Below are 23,569 nucleotides of genomic sequence, written 5' to 3'. Positions count from 1 at the left end.
ATAGCCTAAGCGTTTTTTATTTCATGCCATGCTGTTATGGCAGCATGGCATCACATTTTAACATTTACGGAGGTTCTTAAGAACCCAGGATCAAACGTGTGTTAACGCGTGTTTTTTTCAATGCATACACGAAAAATGATATTATGGATATGATTAATATTGAAAAAACGGCACTAATTAAAACTTCAATTACGACACTCGAGCTTAAGGAATAAGAGTTAATGAGTTCAATTTTCTTCCTAAGGAAACCAACAAAATACCCGTGGAGAAAATAAATAGCAAAACTCGACGTGGCCAACCATGACAAAGGCGTGGTTACATATGGCATATTAGTTGAAGAAAGAGTAATGCATAAAAAGAGAAATAAGAAAATCTTCGACAACACTGAAAGACTTGGTGTGACGTCAAAAGCCACGCGAACACCAAAAAGCACTAAAAAAGCGAAAAGGAAAAACCACTTATTCTTATTTTCAATCAAAGATTCTCTATACTCACATATAAACATGCCCAGTATATATACTGGTAGGAAATGAATATATGCCAGAAAAGCATTGGAGTCAGCAACTGGTCGCGAAGTCAAAATAATTACAACGACAGAAATCATCGATGCATATAAAAGGTTTTTTCTATTCCCCCCCAGCATTTTTAATGGAACTGAGCTAAGAAAAATCAGGCTAAGCATTGGGATAAACCACAATGGCCCCAGGTGTGCACCTGTAGCATAGAAGAACATCAAGATATAGAGAATGGAATGTTGCATTAACTCATTAATATCGACCCAGTTATGTTCTTTCTTTAACCCCAAGACATAAATACTGATTGCAGGAATAGAAATGATTAAATATGGAAGAATTACATTTTTAAACTTACTGACGTAAAACTTCTTCACTTCATACCGCGGCAATAAGTATTGAAATAAAAAACCAGAAATAAGAAGAAAAATCGCAGTCCATTCTCTTAAAACTTCACTCCAAAGACGAGCAAAAACACTATCATCCGTTGTGAATAGATTGCAATGCGTTGTAACGATGAAAAATATAGCAATCCCTCGGATATAATGTATATAATTAATTTTTTTATTTGGCATGAAAAAGACTCCATCTTTAAGCTTCGTTATTTTACTACAAAGTTTTATCCTGAAAATCTAGATTGTATATGAAAATAATGCATCATTTAATTAAATCACTTTATTAATCATAGGGTGTGTAGCCTGATGGAATATCTTCATATTTATTAGGATGCCATTTTACGTCTTGAATTGCCATCTAAATAACTCACCAAACTTATCAGGCCATACACACCATATTAAAGATTAAGCTGCCAAAACATCTCTTTGCAAAAATCCGTTTAGAGTCAGATAAAAAAGATTTCTTCTCTTTTCAAAGAAGGTATACGTGAGCTGTGACTTATACTCTCGAAGTTTTTTCATCGTTATAAGTAACGCTTCACAAATTCGATCGTCATCCCACCCTCGCAAAATAAGCAGAAAAACTCGCATTCTTGCACTATCTTCCTTCTGCTTAAAAGGTTTTACTTTCTTGAATACTTTACACCCTTGAAAATAATCGAAGACATCTTGTGTCCGAACATCGAGTGCAACAAAAGACACATCGCAAATTGACTGTAGTATGAATACTTCAAGATCATTGTTGTAAACTAACACAACATTTTTAGATCTGGAATTTATATCCCCTCGAGTTAGCGCCAGAAGGAAATGATGAATATCACAGACAAACAAATTCAATTTATTGCAAGGCATATTCCGAGACAATCTCTCTATTGCACACTCAATAAACTTATTCTGTAAATGTGTAATGACAGAGTTGATTTTTATCATATTAACTCCATTTAATAAATAAGAGGAAATTAATAGGCGCCGTCACGTTTAAGCACTACGCCAACCGTCTTAAATAGAATCGCGATGTCATTCCATAAAGACCAGTTCTTCACATACCAGGAATCAAAATAAACACGCGTTTCATAATCAACATCGTTACGGCCACTGATCTGCCACAATCCAGTCATACCTGGCTTAGCCATCAGATAATAATCGACGTCTCCAGCGTATCGACTGAGTTCATCTTCAATAACCGGACGTGGTCCCACAAGGCTCATATCCCCCCGAACTACGTTCCACAATTGGGGTAGCTCATCAAGGCTAGTTTTACGGATAAAGTGACCTACTTTAGTGATACGAGGATCATTCTTAAGTTTGAAATCTTTGTCCCACTCGGCTCTCGCAACAGGATCAGTACGTAATACCTCCTCCAACACTTCTTTCGAGTTGATAACCATCGAGCGGAATTTGAGGCATTTGAACTTGCGACCATTCATACCAACACGTTCATGACCATAAATTGGACTACCTCCGTCACGACTCACAAGATAGCCAAGAATCAATAATGCCGGAGACAATGCAACGATAATCGAAAGAGCACCCAGAAGATCAAACGCGCGTTTCAGGAAACGTGATGTACGTTTTGCCAGGTTATTGTTCACACGAAGGATCATCACCTCATGGCTAAAAATATACGCCATATCCGTCCCATAAAGTGGTACACCTCTCAACGTAGGAACGACTGAAACAGAACGACAATTACGTTTAGCCAAGGTTTTTAACCATTGATCACGATACTGACTTTGTTCGGTCTCAACTGCGACGATGAACTGCGTTTCATTATTTGTCAGCAACCAAAGATCATGCTCATTTCTCAGTACCGGAATACCTGCCACACTAGACTGTTGGCAGCTACCATCAACGTCATAGAACGCAATTGTATCAAAGCCCATAACTTCTTCGCTTTGTAATGCCTTCCACGCTTCCTGCGCATTCTTATTACTACCAATGATAATTGTCTGTTTTTTCCACATGCCAAAATGGTCTAGTAAACGACGTGCAATGCTGCGCCCAACCGGAATCACAATCAGGGCTAACAACCAGGTTAAAGCCCAGACAAACCGAGACATCTGCCACTGTGATAAAGCTGTGATTGCGAGATCAATCACTGAGAAGATAAGAATGGTGCGAAAAATCTCTTTCAGTTCAAACCAGAATGGCTTTCGATAGGTAAAATGACGCAGTCGTACCCAAAACCAAACAACACAGATAACCGACAAACAGATATGAGTAAAGATCTTAAGATTAAGATCTTTCACCGATATATCAGCCAGTATTGAATGAGCTCCTGAGTCGATAAGTTTTAGTGCGATGAACAACGCTGCATTAAAAAAAAGTAAATCTGAGAATGCCAGGGAGAGCTTTGTGAGCAGAGTTTTGTATGTAAACTCTGATGTAATCTGTATACGATGCTGGAGTGTTGTCATATTATTAAACCCGGCCAATAAATCCATTAATGATGAGATGAATCTTGCCAAAAATTGCAACAATGAATAATCTATATTTCTTGTTGCATAGTGATAACTATGGTGAGCTAGTAAAAATGAGAATTGATTAGTTTGTAAAGTGTGATTTTTTTGGCAAGATCCCTTCTTTAAGACGTTCTATCACTCGCCATTTGCTATCTCTTCCGCTACTGCAATTGAGAGTATGTTCCAGTGTATTAACTACCTGAATCTTAATACTGATATTTTCAGCGCTTAGCAATTTAATTTTTCCAAAAAAACTGTTGTCAATATCATAAAAAGAAAAATGATTATCGAAAATTGGCTTATGGATTGCGGAAAACTTATTAATGGCCGAACGATAAACGACCAAGCCAAATCCAGGTGAACGAATATCTTGTGCAGCACTTATAACCAAGCCATCCGCCACCTTAGTTACAGATTCATCGATGATAGGAAAATATATTTTACCATCAACAGTTGACCTGATATTAGGAATTTGTAGATCAATATGATTTGTATGATACCTATCAAGATTGTTTAAATAACTTTTATTCAGGCTGCATTCGTCATCTAAAAATACAAATCGCTCGATCTCACAATGCGCATTGAGAATTTCATTATAGATATTCCCGAGCGGACGAGCATCAAGATACTCTTTGATATCTATACTTTTGACGTAAAATCCCAATGTATGGATAAAATCCTTATCAAACTGTAAAGCATCAGGCCCTGTATTAATAATAACGAGGCCAGAATCAACATATTCCTTACTCATCAGGCAATTAAGTGTTAAAGAGTCTTTGTATGTCTTGCCGCTTAAAACGACAACTAGTAGTGTCTGGTACATGAGAATGCCTTTACTCTTTGAAATTAAAGCCAAGTTTAATTTCTTTGTGGCCTGATATGTCGAGTCTGAAACACGACAAATTTTGTTTTAACTATCATGAATAGACCACTTCCTTGTTCTGTTTGAATATCTCCCATTTACTTTTAATGTATATGTCCAGTTCATTACGGAAACGCTCTGCTGAAAAACGCGTAGCATTGGTACGGCAATCAATTGGGAGTATGTCATGCCCAATGATATCAAAACTTTCTACTGCTTCGACAATAGCATCGGCAGACTGTTCATAGAAGAACAATCCTGTAGGAAATTCTTCACCATAAGGACGAATAGTTTCCAACGCCCCTCCTTTACCAAAGGCAATTACCGGAGTGCCGCATGCTTGAGCTTCAACCGGTGTAATGCCGAAGTCCTCTTCAGCAGCAAACACGAATGCTTTTGCACGTCTCATGTAGTCTTCCATCACCTCATTCGGTTGGTAGCCAAGTATTTCAATGTTTGGTGTCGCCTTAGATTTAATTTTAGCCATCTCAGACCCATCACCAATTACGACTAATTTTTTTTCTGGCATACGACTAAAGGCTTCAACAATCAGATCGATACGCTTGTAAGGCACCATCCGCGAGGCTGTAAAATAGAAGTCGTCTTTCTTTTCATGTAAAGTGAAGCGTTCGACATCAACAGGAGGATAGATAACGTCTGCATCCCTGCCATAAACTTTCTTGATACGCCGTGCAATAAAGTGGGAGTTAGCGATAAAGTGGTCAACACCGTTCGCCGTACGGTAATCCCACATACGGATATTGTGAAGCATCCAACGAGCAATCTTACCCTTCAATCCTTTATCTAACCCAGATTCACGCAAGTATTGATGCTGAAAATCCCAGGCATAACGGATGGGTGAATGAACATAGCTGATATGAAGTTGATCAGGACCAGTCAACACCCCTTTGGCCACTGCATGGCTGCTGGATAACACGACATCATGTTGGGTGACATCAAGTTGTTCAATGGCTAAAGGCATTAGCGGTAAATAAGTTTGATACTTTTTTTTAGCTCCTGGCAGACGCTGAATAAACGATGTCGTCGCTTTTTTATCTTGAAAATGATGACGGGAATCATCTGATAAAAAATCGACAACAGAATAAATTTGGGATGCGGGGAATAGATGGATAAATTCCGCAATCACACGCTCGGCACCGGCAAAACCTACTAACCAGTCGGCCACGATTCCTATACTTATATCTTGTGACATAATTCAATCCTCTTTAATACCGATTGTACAAACAAAACCAGCTCTATTAAATCTTGTTTGTTTTAATTTAACTTTAAAAATTGATAAAGTAAGGGAATTTAAATGTGAGAATAAACTAATATTTATAAATGTTAATAAATAATATTTAACCACGCAGAATAGCGAGGATGTTATCAGTGTGCTGTTGCATTAAAGCGACATTTGCGCGAGACTCCACATTGAGTCTAACTACTGGCTCAGTGTTGGAACTTCTTAAGTTGAATCGCCAGTCAGAAAACTCAAGACTAATACCATCAGTTCTATCAAGGCTTAATGCTTCATCTTCATAGTGCTGTAATACACGTTCAATCGCCTGCTGTGGCTGATCAAGTATGCTGTTTATCTCCCCGGAAGCCGGATAAGCAAGCATACGACTGTTAACTAGCTGCCTTAGAGATTGACCTTTGACTTGGAGTAACTCTGTTACAAGCAACCACGGAATCATCCCACTATCACAATAAGCGAAATCACGGAAGTAATGATGAGCACTCATTTCACCACCGTAAACCGCATCTTCATGGCGCATGCGTTCCTTGATAAAGGCATGCCCAGTTTTCGACATCACAGGCACACCGCCAGCGCCCGTAACGATATCTATAGTATTCCAGCTGAGGCGTGGATCATGAATAATGCGTGCACCTGGATCTTTTTCAAGGAAGGCGGCAGCAAGTAATCCGACAATATAATAACCTTCAATGAATTTCCCTTCGCTATCGAAGAGGAAACAACGGTCAAAATCACCATCAAATGCAATACCCATATCAGCTGCATTTACGATGACTGCATCTGTGGTGTCCTGCCGACACTCAGGCAACAACGGATTGGGAATACCGTTAGGAAAATTGCCATCGGGTTGGTGATGTACCTTGATAAACTGAATACCAACGCCAGCTAGTTCAAAGCGCTCTTGGATCGCATCAATTACATGCCCTGCCGCCCCGTTACCTGAGTTAACAACAAGTTTCATTGGTTGCGTGAAATTATTCAGGTTGACATAGCTAAACAGTTTATCGACATAAGCATCCAGAACTGAGAGTTTGGTATAGCTGCCACGATTTTCTGGGCCAGTGGGTGAGAAATTATTTACCTCAGCCAGGTGCTGAATATCTCGTAAGCCAGTGTCCCCACTTATCGGTTTAGAGCCCTCACGAACTAACTTCATACCATTATAGTCTAGCGGGTTATGACTGGCTGTAACTTCAATGCCACCATCAACATTTAGATATGAGGTAGCAAAGTAGATCTCTTCAGTACCGGATAAACCAATATCAACAACGTCCGTACCGGCATCACGTAAACCATTAGCCAGAGCATGTTTCAAGCCTTCACTGGTTAATCGCACATCACCACCGACCACCATTTTTTTAGGCTTCAGATATTCACCGTATGCACGGCCAATCCGGTAAGCAATATCTTCATTTAATTCTTCACCTAATTTCCCTCTAATGTCATACGCTTTAAAGCAGGTTAATTTACCAGACATTTTTCATTCCTTTATTAACTAAGGCCATAGTGATCTTTGGTACGGATAATGTCGTCATCACCAAGATAGGAACCGGACTGTATTTCTAATAATTCAAGAGGAATCCTTCCAGGGTTTTCCAGCATATGTTGAGAACCTATGGGAATGAATGTGGATTGATTCTCCGTCAATAAAAAGGTGTTATCTTCAATAGTTACCTTTGCAGTTCCAGAAAGAACGACCCAGTGTTCAGCGCGATGATGATGCATTTGCAAGGAAAACATACCACCGGGTTTTACCGTTACGCGGTTAACGTTATAGCGAGGCATACTCACAACTTTGTCGTTTTTTCCCCATGGTTGGTATGACTCACGGTGGACTCGATGTTCACCACGCTCATTTTTCTTGAGAAATTCAACAACTTTTTTAACGTCCTGAACTTGTGATTTATCAATTACCAGTACCGCATCTTTGGTATTGATAATTACCAGGTTATCTACACCGACTGCAGCAACCAATTTTTCGTCAGTGTTGATGTAACAGTTACTGGTATGATGTGTGAAAACATCACCGGCCAGAGCATTGCCCTGCGTATCCTTATGATTGACATCCCAAAGTGCCGACCAGGAACCTACATCATTCCAACCAGCATCAAGAGGTACAACGACAGCATCAGTTGTTTTCTCCATGACCGCGTAATCAACTGATTCATCAGGACACGTGATAAAGGCTTGTTTATCAACACGGATAAAATCTTGATGTGCATCTGTCTGAGCAGAGGCAATCGCTGTTTTACATGCTGCCAGAATATCTGGTCTGAACTGAGACATTTCTTCCAGGAAGCGACTTGCATGAAACAGAAACATACCGCTGTTCCAATAATACTCACCAGACTCCAGATACTGTAATGCTGTTGGAAGGTCTGGTTTCTCAACAAAACGATGAACACGGAATACAGGGGGTTTACCACTTCCTAATGACGCACCACGTTGGATATAGCCATAACCTGTTTCCGGTTCTGCAGCAACAATACCAAATGTTACAAGCATTCCCTGTTCAGCATAAGGAATTGCATCCTGAACCGCACGGTGAAATGCTTTTTGATTACCAATGACATGATCTGCTGCTAACACCAATAACATAGGGTCTTCACCCTGAGTGATTGCATTAAGCGCTGCCAATGTTATAGCAGGAGCAGTATTGCGCCCAACAGGTTCGAGAATAATGTTCTTAGATAACTGCCCAATATTACGCAGTTGTTCAGCAACCAAAAATCGATGCTGCTCATTACAGATCACTAATGGCTCAGAAACGTCTAACCCCTTCAATCGGGTAATCGTTTCTTGAAGCATAGAGTAATCGCCGTAAAGACGTAGAAATTGTTTAGGGTAAAGTTCGCGAGACATTGGCCATAGACGGCTACCCGTGCCGCCAGCCATGATTACTGGAAGAATCATAATTCACGCCTCATAGTTAAACATATAGAATTTGTAATCATTCAAAGCAAACCAAGTTAACTGTGTCAAAAAAGGAAGTTAATTAATTCGCATAAGACTAATGAGGAAACATTAAATAAACACTATTACTTCATTGAGATTGCCTTCGAATCTGTTGATTTTTTTTCATTGCATAATGACTAACGCATTCAAAACCCATGAAATATTCAATTAAATTCTTTGTTTTTGAGAGTACATGGACCCTATTGTCTATAAACATAAACATTGCTCTGAATTTCTCTTCAGTTTCTTTGATTTTAGCAATATCAAACTTAATTAAGATTGACATATCGGAATAGAAATTATTCTTGGAAACTACAAAATCACCATAACACTGTACAACCCTTATAAAATACTGAAGTTGTTTATGTCGAATATTAATACCTTCATTATCAATTGTCATTTTGAAAGTATTGCTGTCAATATAAATATTCTTTGCTTTTTTATCAGAATCATATGTAAGAATCGATACGCCAGTTAAGCAATCCTGGATTTTATTTTTCCTGAACGTAATGTTAGATATAAGAGATTTGGTGTTTTTATTAGGCCAAAACCTAATTCTCAACGCACCCGCCTCATCACTTTTAGAAGAAACCCCTATGGAAGAAAAAAAATTTTCCATTATAACGACATTATCTACTGTCGCCTCATTTATTGAGTTTTTATCATCAGTTATATATACACCACCTTCACGCGAGTTAACGATGCGATTGTTATTAACGCTTACATCACTCGCAAATGAATATATCTTTATTCCACTCTTAGTGTTGTATATATAGTTATTCTTGATTACAGCATTTTTAATGCCATGCTTTGGATCAAATGAGCCTGTAGAAATAGCATCATCACCAACATCATGTATGACATTATTTTCTACTAAGATATTTCCAGACCTATATATATGAATACCATCCGTGCCACTGGCACCTCCCATATCATCTTGGTGATTATGGACATGACAGCGCCTTATAATTATGTCGTTGCTATAATCGACATGAATCCCATAACCTATCCCATAGCATTCTTCTACATCATAAATCCTCAGAGGACTGGCATTAGCCACATACAAACCTTTAGGTCCGGCAGATAATTTATAATTATTCGAATTTAGTCGCTTTATTGTAAAGTCGGAAAGATAAACGCTGCGTTTATCATTTTTATTTTTCGGTTCATCATATACGACACCATGATTAATATGGTCGAGTAAGAATACCGTCTTACCTTTCCCAAAACCCATGAAGTCCAGAGTTACAGCGGATATTCTGACAGTATCACGGAGCAAATAAACCCCTTTATTAACAGCGCGTATCACTAAACCAGAGTTAAGTGCCAAGCTAATTTCTCTGGAACAGTCAGTTACACCATCAGAAATTGCCCCGAAATCTTCAAGCGTAAAGTAATAATCTAGCCTAACCCAAACACCTCCTTTTCTAGTATAGACATAATCTCTACTCTGAAACCATAAACTTTTAGGCTCGACATGATAGACGTATAAATCTGCAACACCATCACTCCTGTTTTTTACAAACAAAAAATCAGAGTTGAATGAATCATTGTCACTCAAATACCCCCTGTCGACTTTATTATCTGATTTATACTTCAAAACATCCTTGTCAAATTTTAGCTCCGTAAGATTAGGTGAAATTGATGTTTTTGCAAAGCAATTCTCATACAGCGTAATTGAAGAGAGAATGACCGCGAGAAATGAGCGTCTGTGCAAAATACACCTCCAGTTCATAGGAGCTTTTTAATTCTTATTTATCTAAATTTCATTAATTGCATTTAGCATCTTTTTCATTCTGGTTTCATATGTATATTCTTTTGCAAGGTTGAGAAAATCCAGTTGCCTTGAGTTATTTTCCTCCAGGCAGTCATCTATATGCCTGAGAAACTCACTGTGAGAATGACCAATCTTGACCACACCATCAAATTCACGGATTGATGAAAGATTGACACTCACTACAGGCCTACCTGCTGCGAGATATTCAAAGAATTTCATAGGGAACATATTGTCTGTATATTCATTTAACCTATTCGGTAAAAGTGCCACATCGAAAAACTTTAAGTAACCAGGTAAAATATCGTAACTTTTTGGCCCAAGAAAATGTATATTAGAATATTTTTTTAATATATTTACATTAGTTCCTGGCTCCCCCTCACCGACGAGCCCTATAATTAATAAATTATAGTCTGGCCGTGAACTGGCGATATACTCTAAAAGTTCAAAATCCACTTTATAGTTGCTAACCGCCCCGATAAATCCAATAAACGGACCTTTCAAACCTCTTAACTCCACAGGTAGTTCATAGTCTACCGTAACGGCCTTGTTAAAATGACCGTAATCAGCAACATTAGAAAAATAAAAAATATTACGATTCCATTTCTTCTTACTTTCATAGAGTTGGGGGGCGGTAACAAAAATAGCATCCGAAACCTGCAATAACTTTATCTCTTCCCTTTCCAATATTTCTCTCGGCATTCCCGGCTGCTCTTTGATCTCATCCACGCAATGATAGATGGTCTTATTGTATTTACCTGGGTCAAGGAACTCCGTTGTTAAAGGATTGTAAGTCCATAAAATCGGATCCTTAAATTTAAGAGTCTTACTCCAAAATGAAAGAAATAAACGCAAATATGTTTTATTTACGAATCGTGCGAATGAAATATTATTCCATGGCAAATTAATTGGTGACCAAACCCATATGTTATCCTTCACTTTTTTAGGTGGTTTCAGTGCCTTGAAAATTCTTAAAAAAACACGCCTCATGTCTTTTTTATTTAAACCTGGCTTTCTAAGGCCTAAGGAATCAACATATAATACTCTATAACCTAATCTGGCAAGCTCTACTGCAACATGTTGTTTATTCGTCCAAAAGGGATTATCCCAATCTGCAGTTGATAATAGTATTATATATTTATTCATGAATCCCTCTTAATCGTTTTACCGGATTGCCTGCGTATAAGCTATTATCGTCTAATGAACCTCTGACGACAGAATTAGCACCAACGACAACATTCGACCCAATACTTGTTCCCTTAGTTATTACAGAACCTGCTCCGACCCACACATTATTCGCAATGCATATTTCACGAACAACATACCCTTGGGAACTAAATTTATCCCCGAGAATATCAAAACGATGATCAGAGTCAAAAATACAGATATTATGTCCAAACATGCAGTCGTCACCTATTGTTATTTTTTTATGGCAGACAATATTCAGGTTACTATTAAAAAAAACACCACTTCCGATTTCCAACTCACCACCAGAGGCTAATATGGATGACCCTTTAGAGATATAAACTCTTCCACCAGCAGTGTTTATCTTTATCCTTCCCTCCTCTTTAATATTTACAGTAGCACCTGGGTGAATGAAAACCTTTCTTATGTCTAGCTTTATTTTACTACCAAATCTAATCTTTAGAATTATAACATTAAACAACGAAAGAAGATGTATCAGCTTTATTCTATTTCTTGCCACGACTTACTATCTCCTTAACAATTAGCATCCTCCAGGATGGAATTAAGAATGCACACCCACTCCAAAACAACAAGAAAACAGCACTGTTAATATAGAAAGTGAAGATAGACTTATCAACCATGTTAACTGAATATGAAACAACAAGATAAATAATTGAAGATATTAATATTGGAGGGATTAATTTTTTAAACTCACCCCACAACTTCAAATAGGTCATTGCAGATATAAACATTACAATACCATATAGTGAATTCCCCAACCCTAAAGATATTTCTCGATAATGCTGATAAAATAGGATATTGAACAAAGCATTAGCAGCCACACTAAAAAACATAATTATTAAAACTGTTCCATTTCGAAACTGAGCAGTTAATGCTTTTACGAGTACATATCCAACTACATTAGCCCATAACCCAACAGACATACCTTTAAGGATCATTGCTGTGACATCAATTGATTCTTTATTAAAACGACCTCTTTCGAATAAAATTGAAACTATCATCTCTGAATTAAGATAAATGAATAGTGAAATAGGCAATGAGATAATCAATATTATTTTAATTGCTTTTGCTAACTTTAACTTTAGGCCTTCCGTAGTTTCACCTGACCAATTCACGAGACCAACTAATGCAACTGGCGTCGACACTATGAGAAGTAAAGTTTCGTTAATAAACTTTGCATAATCCAGAGCTGATATTGCGGTTAAACTTATTAGAGTTGCGACTGCTCGTTCTATCGCAATGTTACCCTGGTATAAAAAAGGCAAAAAAACCAGAGGCTTAATAGTTACCCAGAAAGATTGCATTACATCCTTAATATCAATGCGTTGTATTTTACTTGGGAACGCAATGATTTTTTTCTTCAGGCCTCTTTTCAACACCCACAAAAAGAAGAAAACATAACCTACTGTAAACCCCCATGCCAAATAAAGGGGATCATGGAGATAATAAGCAAAAAAAGCACCGATAAGCATACCTAAATTTTGTATTGATGGTCGAAGTGACATCGGCGTGAAATCTTCATTTGCCATTTCAATATAATTTATTAGAGCTGAACTTAAGTATAAAATTATGCCCAAACTCATTATTAGTAACATTGATTCGGACAATGCTCTTGTCTTTGGATCTAAACCAGGAGCGAGTAAGCTTAACCACTCATCTACAAATAAAAATGCCCCTATAGTTAGCACAACGGAGAAAATGAGAAAAAAAAGCTGCATTAACCAAAAAAAAAGTAATGCCTTATCTTCATCGTCCTCTCTGAACTTTTTGAATAGTGGTATAAAAGCTGTCAGACTATCGCTTACTAGAAAGTTGACAGGTACTAAAGTTCCAGTTTGTGCTACACGATACGCTCCATTTACGTATCCTGTTCCGAATAAAGCTGCGACCACCATTTCTCTTATCAGGCCTAAGAGCTTCGATGCTAGATTACCACTCACCAATGATGTGATAGCTTTTTTCACTTCTGCTCCTTATCAATCTGGCATATGGTTTCCAGATATTTTTCTGCAGTGTAATCAAGCGTATACTCTGAAGGTAAGTAGGCATCGGTCAACAATTCTTTTGCTGATAATTTATCAACAATTATTTGAGCATTTTTTTCATACTCCTTTGGATTTACTGACGTTATTCTAACAGAATCGAAAAGTTTCACTTGTTCAGAAATAACAATATCAAGACCAACCGCAGATGCCTCAAGCACATTTAGCGGTAGCCCCTCAACACGGTCAGTAAGAAATAAAAATAGATCACAAGCACTTTCTAGCTGTGCTATTTGTGGTCTTGATAGTGAGCCTGTAAATAGAACTCTATCTGTAAGTCTTAACTCATTAGTAACTTTTTTAAGATAGCCTTCTTGTGGTCCAGAACCTACAACAACATAAAAAAACTGTATATCATCTTTTATTTTTTCCAGTGTCCTTAGGCAATTCAACACTCCTTTTTGTTCATGCAGACGGCATGCAGTTACTATTAATTTTTTATGCTTGGGTATTTGGTATTTCTCTAGAACTTCATTTTTAATCCCTTCATTAGGCGAGAATAAAACATGGTCTATTCCATTCTTTATCATTATATGTTTAGCAGGGTCTATGATTTTTTCGTATGGCCATTTTGATAGATCATCAGACACTTGTTTACCAATGCTGATAATCTTATCGAAATTATTGTAATTAACTAAATCTCTAAACATCCATGATAGATTTTTAGGCCATGTCAAGAATCCTTTTAGAGTTCTTGATTTCAATTTAGATATTAATTCACCCCATGCTGTTCCATGAATCTGGATCACGAAGTCAATATCATTGTAACTGGCTTTATCTTTAAGTAAACCATATGCACCTGTGCTGACACTGAACACACAGTCACATTTTTCTTTATAATTTAGGTCAAAAACCTCTTTTGATTTCTCCCACCATTTCCTGGAATATTTCCCAGCTCTTACTCCTTCAATGAAATGTATTGGAACTCCATTTATTACTTGTTTACCTTTGAAATTTTTTGCTTCTGTTGTTATTACTTCTAGATCACACCCTAATCTGGACAAAGATTGGGCTAAATCCCACGCCACGACCTCCATACCACCAACACCGTGCATGGGTAAAGATCTTGTGAACATTATGATTTTTCTCATAGAGTAATTCTATCCCTTCACCTGTAATTTTCTCATTAATTAACTTGAGGATTTTGGTATTCTTTTCGTACTTGCGAATAAAATTAATGATGAACATAGTCCTAATGTTATAGGCGGAGCTACCGAACCGAATGATCCTCTAAACACAATAAATGCAAATGAAGAAATCCATAAACCTGTTAAATACATCGGTGAGATGGTTCTATTCCGTAATAATGAATCCGCCTTTCCTGTCAACCCACCTAATATGACAGCACCTAATATTATAAATATAAAATTCCCTGCGTAATATAACTCACCAACCAGTGGCGCACTTAAATTAGTGTAAAAATAACCTTGATGGTCAGCTGCTAATATCCCTAAATTGCTAGGTTTCGACTCCCATATAAATCTTGGTATGAAGAAACAAACACCGGCAATAAAATTCATTCCATAAGAATACCCTTTATCTTGGACATATCTCAATATATTAACCAACTGTTGGAATGAATCAAAATCTACACCCTGCACTATATAACTTGCCGTATCATACGTTTTAAAATCTTGCGATGAGTCTCCAAGGTGTTTGATTGCAGGGAAAAGAAAAAACAATAAGATAGGTGAAGCAAAAAATAGAATAACAAAAGATTTTTTACTATTCATAAATCCTGCCATTATGACTAAAGCAATTGTCATACTCAGGAAGTGAAATCTTGGACTCGATAACGGATTGTTAATTATAAAATTGACCATCACAGACATCATCAAGACAACAGTCGCACCACTGGCATGTTTGAAATCTTTTGTTTTCCACAACGACAAGTATACGACCAAAACTCCAAAGGCAACAAACTTTGATAATGCATAAAGCATCGGCATAAAACTATCTGCATATACCATTTCTCCCAGTGATGAACGCCCTGAAAAAAAGGAACCTACTCCTGTAATCTGAATGAATACAACAGCTGGTAGCAACATTATTATCGCCAAAACATTAGTCATTGTTGAAATTGAATATCCATATCCACTTGTGTTTTTTTTGCTTATTTTCTTGAAAGATAAAGAGTAACCAATGAATAAAAACAGAGTAAACACAATGGACATTGTGTTTACCTCATTTATCTCGGTATCTTTAGGAAAGTTTGGCCACGGAAACTGATGAGCAGAGTACTGTAAGAATGCAGGAACACAAAAGAACCATACAAGGTAAACCACCCATTGAGTGTAAAAAATCCCAACCTTACCCGTTAACATTGAATATAAGAACGTTAGTATCGCGATAGCAACCAGAATAAACAATGATGTGTAAATCATCCTTTAACTCTCAAATAGTATTTTTGCTACACATCCTAATTTTATCTTGCTTTAATCAGGAACTTCACTGTAATTATGACCATAATATCCATAACTATACCCATAACGGCTACTCCTTCGCGTAATACCATTCAAAACACATCCAGTTAAGAAACTACCACTTTTTTGGAATTTTGACCTACTCAGAAGGATCTCTTTTAAAGTGTTAACTTCGTATCTGACAACATGCATATTTGCTCCGCAATAGGCACCTACAATTTCTGCATCAGTCACAGACAAAACAGGCGGTGTATCTATAATAATTAGAGTGTATTTGCTTTTTATTTCTTCTATAAACTCTCGCATTCTATCACTCATAAGCAGTTCAGAAGGATTAGTCGGAATTTTACCGCGGGTGATAAAATCTAAGTTATAGTTGTCCAGTCTATTGATCACACTCTCGAGTTTCCTTTCTCCACTTAATATATCCGACAGTCCGCTTTTTATCTCTACACCCAAGAGATTATGAGCTGTACCTTTTCTCATATCTGCATCTACGATTAGAACTTTTTTACCTGCCTGTGCCGCCAAAACAGCAAGGTTTGCACTAACAAATGTTTTTCCGGCATTCTCTGTGGAACCAGATATCATCAGAATGTTGTTCGCAGATTCGGCCATTACAAAATGCAAACTTGTTCTTAAACTTCGTATTGCCTCTACGGACATATCAGCTGGATTATCTATTGCAAGCAGCGCATGATTTTTATCCCCCGACTTATGTCCTCCTTTGCTATTGTTCTTTAAATTACGTTTTAGCCATGTTGACTCTGGAATACTTGCATATACATTGATGCCTTCGTCTTCCAGTTGTTGTGGCGATACCAATCCTATTCTTAATGCATTTCTTAAAATAATCAAACCTATAGATAAAAACAACCCAATTACTAACCCCATCAAAACAACTAATATTTTATTTGGTTTTACCGGATCGACACCAACAATCGCAGAATCTATTATTCTAACATTGCCAATTGCACTGTTCTTCGCAATATTTAATTCTTGTTGTCTGCTCAGCAACTGCATATAAACAGCTCTTCCTGACTCTACATCCCTACTTAGTTTTAATACGCCCTGCTGTGTTGCTGGCATTGTCGAGATTTTCTTATTCAGTGCATCTTCTTCTTGTTGCAATGTTTTTCTTTTCTCTAAAAGAGATTTGTAAGTCGGATGCTCTTTTGTGTATAACTGAGAAATCTCTGCCTCTTTGAATGTCAACTCGTTCAATTGGTTGTCAATGTTGACCAACTGATCTAATGCTGACTTAGCTTCAAGAGATAAATCTACTGAGTCTTTTTTCTTTCTATAGTCATTTAGTTTATCTTCTGCTACATCTAATTCATTTCTAACTTCCGGGAGTTGGTTTTTCAAAAACTCAAGGCTTTTTGTATCCTGAGCAGCCTGACGCTCTACGTTTTGATTTACATAACTTTCGTTTATCTTATTGAGGATGTTCTCAATTTTATTTTGATCAGTCCCCGTAAAAGTGACTCTTAAAATCCCACTATCCTTACCTTGGTCCGCAACATCTAAATTATTCAAAAGGTCATTAGCTGCTCTTAGTTTAGTCAAATATTTAACTACAAATGTCGCACCTATATTTGCACTGATCTTATCTACCTTAATAGTTACCCCATCGGAAACAAGCGCATTACCCACTACTCCATTGATTTCTTTATCATTAAATTCGATTTTATAATGATCATTATCTATAACAGTTAAAATCAGTTTCTGAGGGTTCTTCGTTGTCGTTCCCTCTATAAACAAATCACTAATCTCGATACTGCCTCTTTTTACGCCAAATAATCTGTCCCATCCTCTACCAAATATTGGAAAATAATTAGGTTCAATTGATGTTTGCAGATTCAAATCTGAAACGACTCTACTGGCAATCATATTTGATTGAATGATTGATATTTCAGGACCAGTTAGAGGCTGCGAGTCTGGTAATATTTGATTCAAGCTGTTTAATATAGCATTTCCTTGATTTTGCTCTATCTGCAATATGGCACTTGCTTTATACACCGGAGTAGAAAATAGAACATAGAAAATCGACAGCATCAGAAAAATCGAGCAGATTGATAAGATCAATTTCCATCCATCAAGAATCTCCCCGATAATACGACTAATATCATAGCCCTCTGAACCTTCATTTCTGACTTTATTTTCAATTGAGGTTAACATCATTTTATTCCTGCTTTTAGTCAATAAGTTTTGCTACCCAGCACTGGCATGCTTTTTCAATCAATTTGAAAACTGATTCAAAGGCTTCATTACTCTTTCTATATGGGTCGGGTATATCCTTATTACCAATCCAATGACCAAGCAACATCGTTTTTCCGCGCAATTCAGGCGCACGACGGCTAATTTCTTCCATCTGTTCTTTTTCCATTACCAGTAGTAATTCATATTGACTAGCCTGCAAAACGTCGAACTGTCTTCCGTAGTGTTCAAGAAGTGAAATACCATATTTTTCAGCAACGCGAACTGCACTTGGATCTGCGGGTTCCCCAACTAATGCCCCAATACCCGCGGAATCGATTTTTTTTGCAGGAAATGCTTGTCTCAAAACTCGTTCCGCTATCGGAGACCGACAAATATTCCCAGTACAAATCACCAGAATTGAATCAAACATACTCATCACCATTCGCGGATGTACTGTCCAGACTGGACAAGGTCATGCACACCACCAATCGTCGGAACCAATTGCGAAATCACGCGGTTCCAACGCACAATTGGGGCGGCAGTGACATAAACGATGTCATACGGCTGCAACTGGAACGAAGTGCTCATCACCATCGCCGCAGCATCTTTCGCATTCAGCTGGTAAATGTTGGCCAGCTTGCCCTTCCCTGCCGGGTTATGCAGCTGACGGATCACAAAGATCCCCGATGCATCGGCCATTTCCTGTGAAACCCCTTCGGCATTACCCAATGCCTCAGCTAACGTCATACCGCTGCGATCCATCTTGAGCGTGGACTGTTTATTAACTTCGCCCATCACGAACACTTTCAGGTCGTCATTACGCGGTACAAACAAAATGTCCCCAGGTGTCAGCAAACGGTTTTCACGAAGGTCGCCTTGCTGCATTAATGCCTGCAAAGAAATCAGGCTGTCTTTACCATTGTGGGTCAACACCACATTGCGCCAGTCCGCGTCCGGGGCTAAACCGCCTGCGGCATTGATTGCATCCATAATCGTCAGCGGGATATTGCTGATGGCCTGCTGGCCTGACCGCACCACTTCCCCGGTCACGTACGCCTTTTGTGAGCGGAACGCGGCGATGCTGACATCAACCTGCGGGCTTTCAATATAGGTTTTCAGTCGCTCAGTGATCTCGTTACGGACTTCCTCGATAGTGCGTCCGGCGACTTTCACCTTGCCAATATAGGGATAGAAGATGGTGCCATCGTTATTTACCCAGTTACCGGTGTCGCTGGCGCTGCGGTATTGCCCGGCTGGGGTGGTCAGCTCGGGGTGATCCCATACCGTCACCATCAAGACATCACCAATGCCGATGCGGTATTGGTAGTTTTTGATTTCATCTTCCAGCTGCGGGTTAGCGCTGGACATCACTTTTTGTGGTTGCAGCGAATCAAGCAATTTTGGTGTTAGCGGATAAACAGTAACGTATTTGCTAATGTCCGTATTCGAATCCATCTGCTCTACCACATCTTTATCACTCGTTGATAAATGTTGGCCGGGAACGATGGTGCAGGCAGAAAGAAAAAAAACAGATACCGCAATCGCGGATAATCTGAAAGGCAATTTCATCATCATGAGTTGAACTATCATCCTATTAAATGCAAGAAAATAAGGCCTCTTTATCAATTTGCTAAAGAGGCATAGTAAAGGGAAATGTCATTCACCCACCTTTAGAAATCCATCCCTGCGTGGCTGCGTTGTTTTCCATAAAACAGATTTCTGAATGATGAAATGTCTCGATGCAACATATGTAAATTACTGACTTTAAGTTTCTTCAACCCTGAATTTTTTTGTGCACTGATTGTTTTGGGGCTAAGCCCACTGTTCCTTGAGATCTCAAGAATGTTTTGTCCGTCCAATAAATCCTTCAAAACATCGATTTCTCGCGGAGTCAGGTACATGGTTTTTCTTTCAGCGATGAGCCGGTACAATTTATGATGTAAAGGCGTAAGCCCATCATCTAATTGGTAACTCATCACAAAGGTTGTCAGGCAATTACCGACAAAAAACTTCTCATTAGAATAAATGCTTATGTCTTTATACAGTCTGAGGGTTTTCAGGTCAGAACTTAACGAGATAGTCATGTCCTGTAGTCCGCCTTCGTGGACTTTTAACGCTTCCCGTAAACCCAGACTTAAATAGTAATCATTAGATATTATCCTCATATCTCTCTGACACCTTTGCGATGCCCTCCGCTGTCTGGTTAGTACTATCTGCCGGTGGTGGTTGTGGTGGTGGTGGTGGTGGTTCCCGTGTTGCTGCCGTTATTGCTCTGCGTCGCCAACCCAAGTGCTGCCAGCGCGGAAACCGCAGAGACACCGATAACCACACTGTTTCCTACGGCAAAACTGGTGGCGCTTTCACCTGCTGGCGCACCCACATTCTGTGCCGCTGCTGTTTGTTGCGTAGTCGTTTCTTCCGCTGCGTTTACACTTAAACTCAGCAAACCGGTTAATAACAACGTAGTCATTGCTGTGATTTTCATAATGTTACCTTTTTGGTTATTAGCGATAATGAATGATATTTTTTACTACTTTTTACTGCTCACTCATCCCGGACCTTTCAGGCACGCTACCGCCCTTAGCTTACTGGCGCCAATAGCCTGAAAAATAAATAATCAATACAACAGGCGCAGCGACGCCTTTGCGACGCTGGCAAAAATAAAAGTAATGGGCAGGACAACGCCGCCATTTTGCTGTGAAAAAAGACTTATATTAAAAGTGCAGAGTTATAATATGAATTTCTTATTTAAACTTTCGATATTCTCAAGTCGTACGCTTTTAAAACATCCACCCTGTATCGCTTTAATTTCCTTTTCGATGGCATGGCACTGCTCTGTGCTTTCCACACCTTCGATAATAATAAAATTACAATATCGCATTATGTTCTTGATAATGACCGGCCAGATACCTGACTTGCTGTAGATCTTAAAAAAATCATTATCAATCTTTACGGCGTCATAGAGATTTTCCTGCAAAGCTCTCAGGCTCGATCCACCCGAGCCTAAATCTCCCAACCACAACCGGTACTCTTCAGCTAACGCCTGCAATACCCGGTTACTTCTCCCATCGGAAAGATTTGGGAAGCCTTCTGAAATCTCTAAACGTAAAAAGGGCTTTGATCTGGCTAACTCGGCGATCTCCTCTTCCTGTATCAGGATCGCAGCCATATCAAAATCAATGTTGATGGAGCATAAAATATTATTGTTTTGAAAATATGCTGTCTTTTGATCGATGAGACTCAGTTGGTCCTTCAACAGTTTTTTCTTCTGTGCTTTACTCGGCTTACCCGCTTGCCTGAAAAACCACCCTGGTGAGGCGCTTCCTGTGCGTATCTTTACCGCCAGAACATTCCCTGCTCTGTCTACTATCGGTTCCGCTTCAATACCACTGATAACTTTACCTGTTAAGACTTCGCTGAGATTCATGAGGATGTTTTCCATAACACACATCAGATGATTCTCATTCTATGATCACTAATACCAATCAATAAACACTTTACGATCGGTTTTATCTATGTTTTTACCTATCAAAAAATAGCCTTTGATCGATCGATCCTTTCTTAAATCGAATGAATAGAAGATTATCCCGAGAATTCGGGTAGAAATAGTTATTTTATGGCACTATGCTTTATATATCAGTCACATAAGCCAGGAGGGGACAAATATTTGATAAAATACAGTCGGATATTAACGCTCACCTGGTAATGCCTTAATAATTAAGACCTGAGCAGTTAACTATGTTAATGAAATGTAGCAGATTTTCGTGCATTTTCCTCAGAGAGGCATGATAAATGATTGATTAGCCGTTAAAAAGTATACTATTAGTACCTTTGCGGAACTATTAAGTTTCTGGTTTGTGCATAATGAATGCTGATGAATGGCCCTAATGCAGGCCCAGCCTGGGTTAGACAGGTGATTTCAACATCGCTTAAATTTCAAACAGTCATATGTTTAAAATTAATCATTAAGCAGACCTTAACTTACTCATTTTTTCAAAATGTTACCTTAAGCCCCAGGCATGGAAATGGTCAGCCCTATTGTTCACTGAACGTCATCGCATCAATTGGCTAAAAAAGGAGTGGCTAATGTGCCTCTTCGTATGATTGTCCATTCAATATCATCTTTCCCTATGGAACAGTTGCCGACATCCCATAACCTGAAAAAGGTTACGGTTTCTGACATTGAATTGGATCAGGCAGGGTGATGGGGAAACAACAGAGGGCCAGGCGCTAAGCCTGGCCGGTTGCTTTACTTCAGGTGGGTTTTCAACTCTTCGGCTGCCTGGCGCAGCGCCGTTTTCACTGCCGGAACATTGCTCAACGGATTCAACAGACCGTAATCATGGATCAGGCCGTTGTAGCGCGTAACGGTGACATCCACACCCGCTTCATCCAGCTTGCGGCCAAATGCTTCTCCTTCATCACGCAGTACATCCAGTTCGGCGGTCTGAATCAGGGTAGGCGGCAGCCCCTGTAATTGCTCGCGCGTGGCACGTAACGGAGAGGCCAGAATATTGTTACGGTCGCTTTCTTTGGTGGTGTAAGCATCCCAGAACCACTTCATCATATTACGTGTCAGGAAGTAGCCATTTTCAAACTGGTTATAGGACGCCGTATCAAAGTGTGCGTCAGTCACCGGCCATAACATCACATCGTAACGAATTGCCGGGGTGTGCTGCTGTTTCGCCTGCAAGGCCACCGCCGCAACCATGTTACCCCCTACACTGTTCCCCACCAGCGCCAGACGTTTACCATCAACGCCAATTTCCTGGCCGTGCTCTGCCACCCAACGCGTGGCGGCATAAGCCTGATTAATCGCCACCGGGAAATGTGCCTCTGGTGACGGGGTATAATTGACAAAGACGGCCGCCGTGCCGGACTCAACCACCAGGTCACGCACCAGACGCTCATGGGTCGGGAAATCACCTAACACCCAACCGCCGCCATGAAAGAACATAAACACGGGCAGCGTGCCATGTGCACCTTTTGGTTTGACGATATTCAGCTTCAGCGGCTGCCCGTTAACTTCAATGGTTTTTTCTGTGACGTCTGCGGCTGGCAGGACCGCCCCTTTCTGTGCCCCAATCAATACCTGACGCGCCTCCTGTGGTGACAACTGCTCCATCGGTTTGCCGCCGCTGCTATTCAGCGCGGTGAGAAATGCCTGTACGTGGTGTTCTGGTTGTGGCTCACCCGCAATACTGGAGGCAGAGATGGCAGCTAAGGCGACGGCTAAGAATGTTTTGCTTAATTTCATGATGTTCCCCTTTGAGTCTTTTGCGATTATATAGCGCACTATTTAGTTGGTTACGTATCTGCGATAGTTGTTTGCTTCGGATATAAATATAAATAGCGCGCTATTTAATAGCAAGAGATCTAAATGAGATCGCTGCGGAGATACCTATATCTGATTGATATGTTTAGATAAATATACGCACAGATTGATAAAGCGCAACGTTGTTGCGCGATAAATCGCGC

20 protein-coding genes are annotated in these 23,569 nt (G+C 39.2%); all 20 read right to left on the bottom strand.

Annotation, left to right across the window (positions count from 1 at the left end):
• Window positions 1–76 precede the first annotated feature (76 nt).
• A complete protein-coding gene (locus AC6I8W_RS23940; protein WP_497839019.1) occupies window positions 77–1,087 on the bottom strand; it encodes an acyltransferase family protein in 1,011 nt (336 codons plus the stop codon).
• Window positions 1,088–1,312: 225 nt separating this feature from the next.
• Complete coding sequence (locus AC6I8W_RS23935) at window positions 1,313–1,837, bottom strand: hypothetical protein (protein ID WP_497839018.1); 525 nt, start codon at window positions 1,835–1,837, stop codon at window positions 1,313–1,315.
• Window positions 1,838–1,866: 29 nt separating this feature from the next.
• The gene (gene wbaP, locus AC6I8W_RS23930; RefSeq protein WP_497839017.1) at window positions 1,867–3,324 is read right to left on the bottom strand and encodes an undecaprenyl-phosphate galactose phosphotransferase WbaP; all 1,458 of its coding nucleotides are present in this window, start codon (window positions 3,322–3,324) and stop codon (window positions 1,867–1,869) included.
• A 127-nt stretch (window positions 3,325–3,451) separates the two neighbouring features.
• Window positions 3,452–4,192: a hypothetical protein gene (locus tag AC6I8W_RS23925; protein WP_497839016.1), complete on the bottom strand. Its 741-nt coding sequence runs from the start codon at window positions 4,190–4,192 to the stop codon at window positions 3,452–3,454.
• A 94-nt stretch (window positions 4,193–4,286) separates the two neighbouring features.
• Complete coding sequence (locus tag AC6I8W_RS23920) at window positions 4,287–5,444, bottom strand: glycosyltransferase family 4 protein (protein WP_497839015.1); 1,158 nt, start codon at window positions 5,442–5,444, stop codon at window positions 4,287–4,289.
• Between the two features lie 145 nt (window positions 5,445–5,589).
• Window positions 5,590–6,966 carry a phosphomannomutase CpsG gene (gene cpsG / locus AC6I8W_RS23915; protein ID WP_497839014.1) on the bottom strand — a complete coding sequence of 459 codons (1,377 nt, stop codon included), beginning with the start codon at window positions 6,964–6,966 and terminating at the stop codon, window positions 5,590–5,592.
• 14 nt (window positions 6,967–6,980) lie between these two features.
• The gene (locus AC6I8W_RS23910) at window positions 6,981–8,402 is read right to left on the bottom strand and encodes a mannose-1-phosphate guanylyltransferase/mannose-6-phosphate isomerase (protein ID WP_497839013.1); all 1,422 of its coding nucleotides are present in this window, start codon (window positions 8,400–8,402) and stop codon (window positions 6,981–6,983) included.
• Between the two features lie 130 nt (window positions 8,403–8,532).
• On the bottom strand, window positions 8,533–10,005 hold the full coding sequence (locus AC6I8W_RS23905; RefSeq protein ID WP_497839012.1) for a right-handed parallel beta-helix repeat-containing protein: 1,473 nt from the start codon (window positions 10,003–10,005) through the stop codon (window positions 8,533–8,535).
• Window positions 10,006–10,203: 198 nt separating this feature from the next.
• Window positions 10,204–11,364 (bottom strand): glycosyltransferase, encoded by a 1,161-nt coding sequence (locus AC6I8W_RS23900; RefSeq protein WP_497839011.1) that lies wholly within the window; start codon window positions 11,362–11,364, stop codon window positions 10,204–10,206.
• Window positions 11,357–11,923 carry an acyltransferase gene (locus tag AC6I8W_RS23895; protein WP_497839010.1) on the bottom strand — a complete coding sequence of 189 codons (567 nt, stop codon included), beginning with the start codon at window positions 11,921–11,923 and terminating at the stop codon, window positions 11,357–11,359. The genes AC6I8W_RS23900 and AC6I8W_RS23895 overlap by 8 nt, the downstream gene beginning before the upstream one ends.
• Complete coding sequence (murJ, locus tag AC6I8W_RS23890; RefSeq protein WP_497839009.1) at window positions 11,910–13,388, bottom strand: murein biosynthesis integral membrane protein MurJ; 1,479 nt, start codon at window positions 13,386–13,388, stop codon at window positions 11,910–11,912. Before murJ ends, AC6I8W_RS23895 begins: the two co-directional genes overlap by 14 nt.
• Window positions 13,385–14,557, bottom strand: a complete 1,173-nt coding sequence (locus AC6I8W_RS23885) for a glycosyltransferase family 4 protein (RefSeq protein WP_497839008.1) — start codon at window positions 14,555–14,557, stop codon at window positions 13,385–13,387. The genes murJ and AC6I8W_RS23885 overlap by 4 nt, the downstream gene beginning before the upstream one ends.
• A 39-nt stretch (window positions 14,558–14,596) precedes the next feature.
• Window positions 14,597–15,640, bottom strand: a complete 1,044-nt coding sequence (locus tag AC6I8W_RS23880; protein WP_497839007.1) for a hypothetical protein — start codon at window positions 15,638–15,640, stop codon at window positions 14,597–14,599.
• A 261-nt stretch (window positions 15,641–15,901) separates the two neighbouring features.
• Complete coding sequence (locus AC6I8W_RS23875; RefSeq protein ID WP_497839006.1) at window positions 15,902–18,073, bottom strand: polysaccharide biosynthesis tyrosine autokinase; 2,172 nt, start codon at window positions 18,071–18,073, stop codon at window positions 15,902–15,904.
• 13 nt (window positions 18,074–18,086) lie between these two features.
• Window positions 18,087–18,521: a low molecular weight protein-tyrosine-phosphatase gene (locus AC6I8W_RS23870; RefSeq protein WP_497839005.1), complete on the bottom strand. Its 435-nt coding sequence runs from the start codon at window positions 18,519–18,521 to the stop codon at window positions 18,087–18,089.
• Window positions 18,522–18,526: 5 nt separating this feature from the next.
• Entirely contained in the window at window positions 18,527–19,663 is a 1,137-nt protein-coding gene (locus AC6I8W_RS23865) for a polysaccharide export protein (RefSeq protein WP_497839082.1), read from the bottom strand.
• Window positions 19,664–19,761: 98 nt separating this feature from the next.
• On the bottom strand, window positions 19,762–20,175 hold the full coding sequence (locus tag AC6I8W_RS23860) for a helix-turn-helix domain-containing protein (RefSeq protein ID WP_497839004.1): 414 nt from the start codon (window positions 20,173–20,175) through the stop codon (window positions 19,762–19,764).
• Window positions 20,176–20,300: 125 nt separating this feature from the next.
• Window positions 20,301–20,576 (bottom strand): exopolysaccharide production protein YjbE, encoded by a 276-nt coding sequence (gene yjbE, locus AC6I8W_RS23855; RefSeq protein WP_497839003.1) that lies wholly within the window; start codon window positions 20,574–20,576, stop codon window positions 20,301–20,303.
• Between the two features lie 243 nt (window positions 20,577–20,819).
• Window positions 20,820–21,533: an EAL domain-containing protein gene (locus tag AC6I8W_RS23850; RefSeq protein WP_497839002.1), complete on the bottom strand. Its 714-nt coding sequence runs from the start codon at window positions 21,531–21,533 to the stop codon at window positions 20,820–20,822.
• Window positions 21,534–22,340: 807 nt separating this feature from the next.
• Window positions 22,341–23,348, bottom strand: a complete 1,008-nt coding sequence (locus tag AC6I8W_RS23845) for an alpha/beta hydrolase (RefSeq protein ID WP_497839001.1) — start codon at window positions 23,346–23,348, stop codon at window positions 22,341–22,343.
• Window positions 23,349–23,569 lie beyond the last annotated feature (221 nt).

The organism is Pantoea sp. X-Soil-TKNS-1211 (assembly GCF_059730495.1).
The sequence above is the reverse complement of the archived record's forward strand: the minus strand, read 5'-3'. Positions and strand labels throughout refer to the sequence as shown.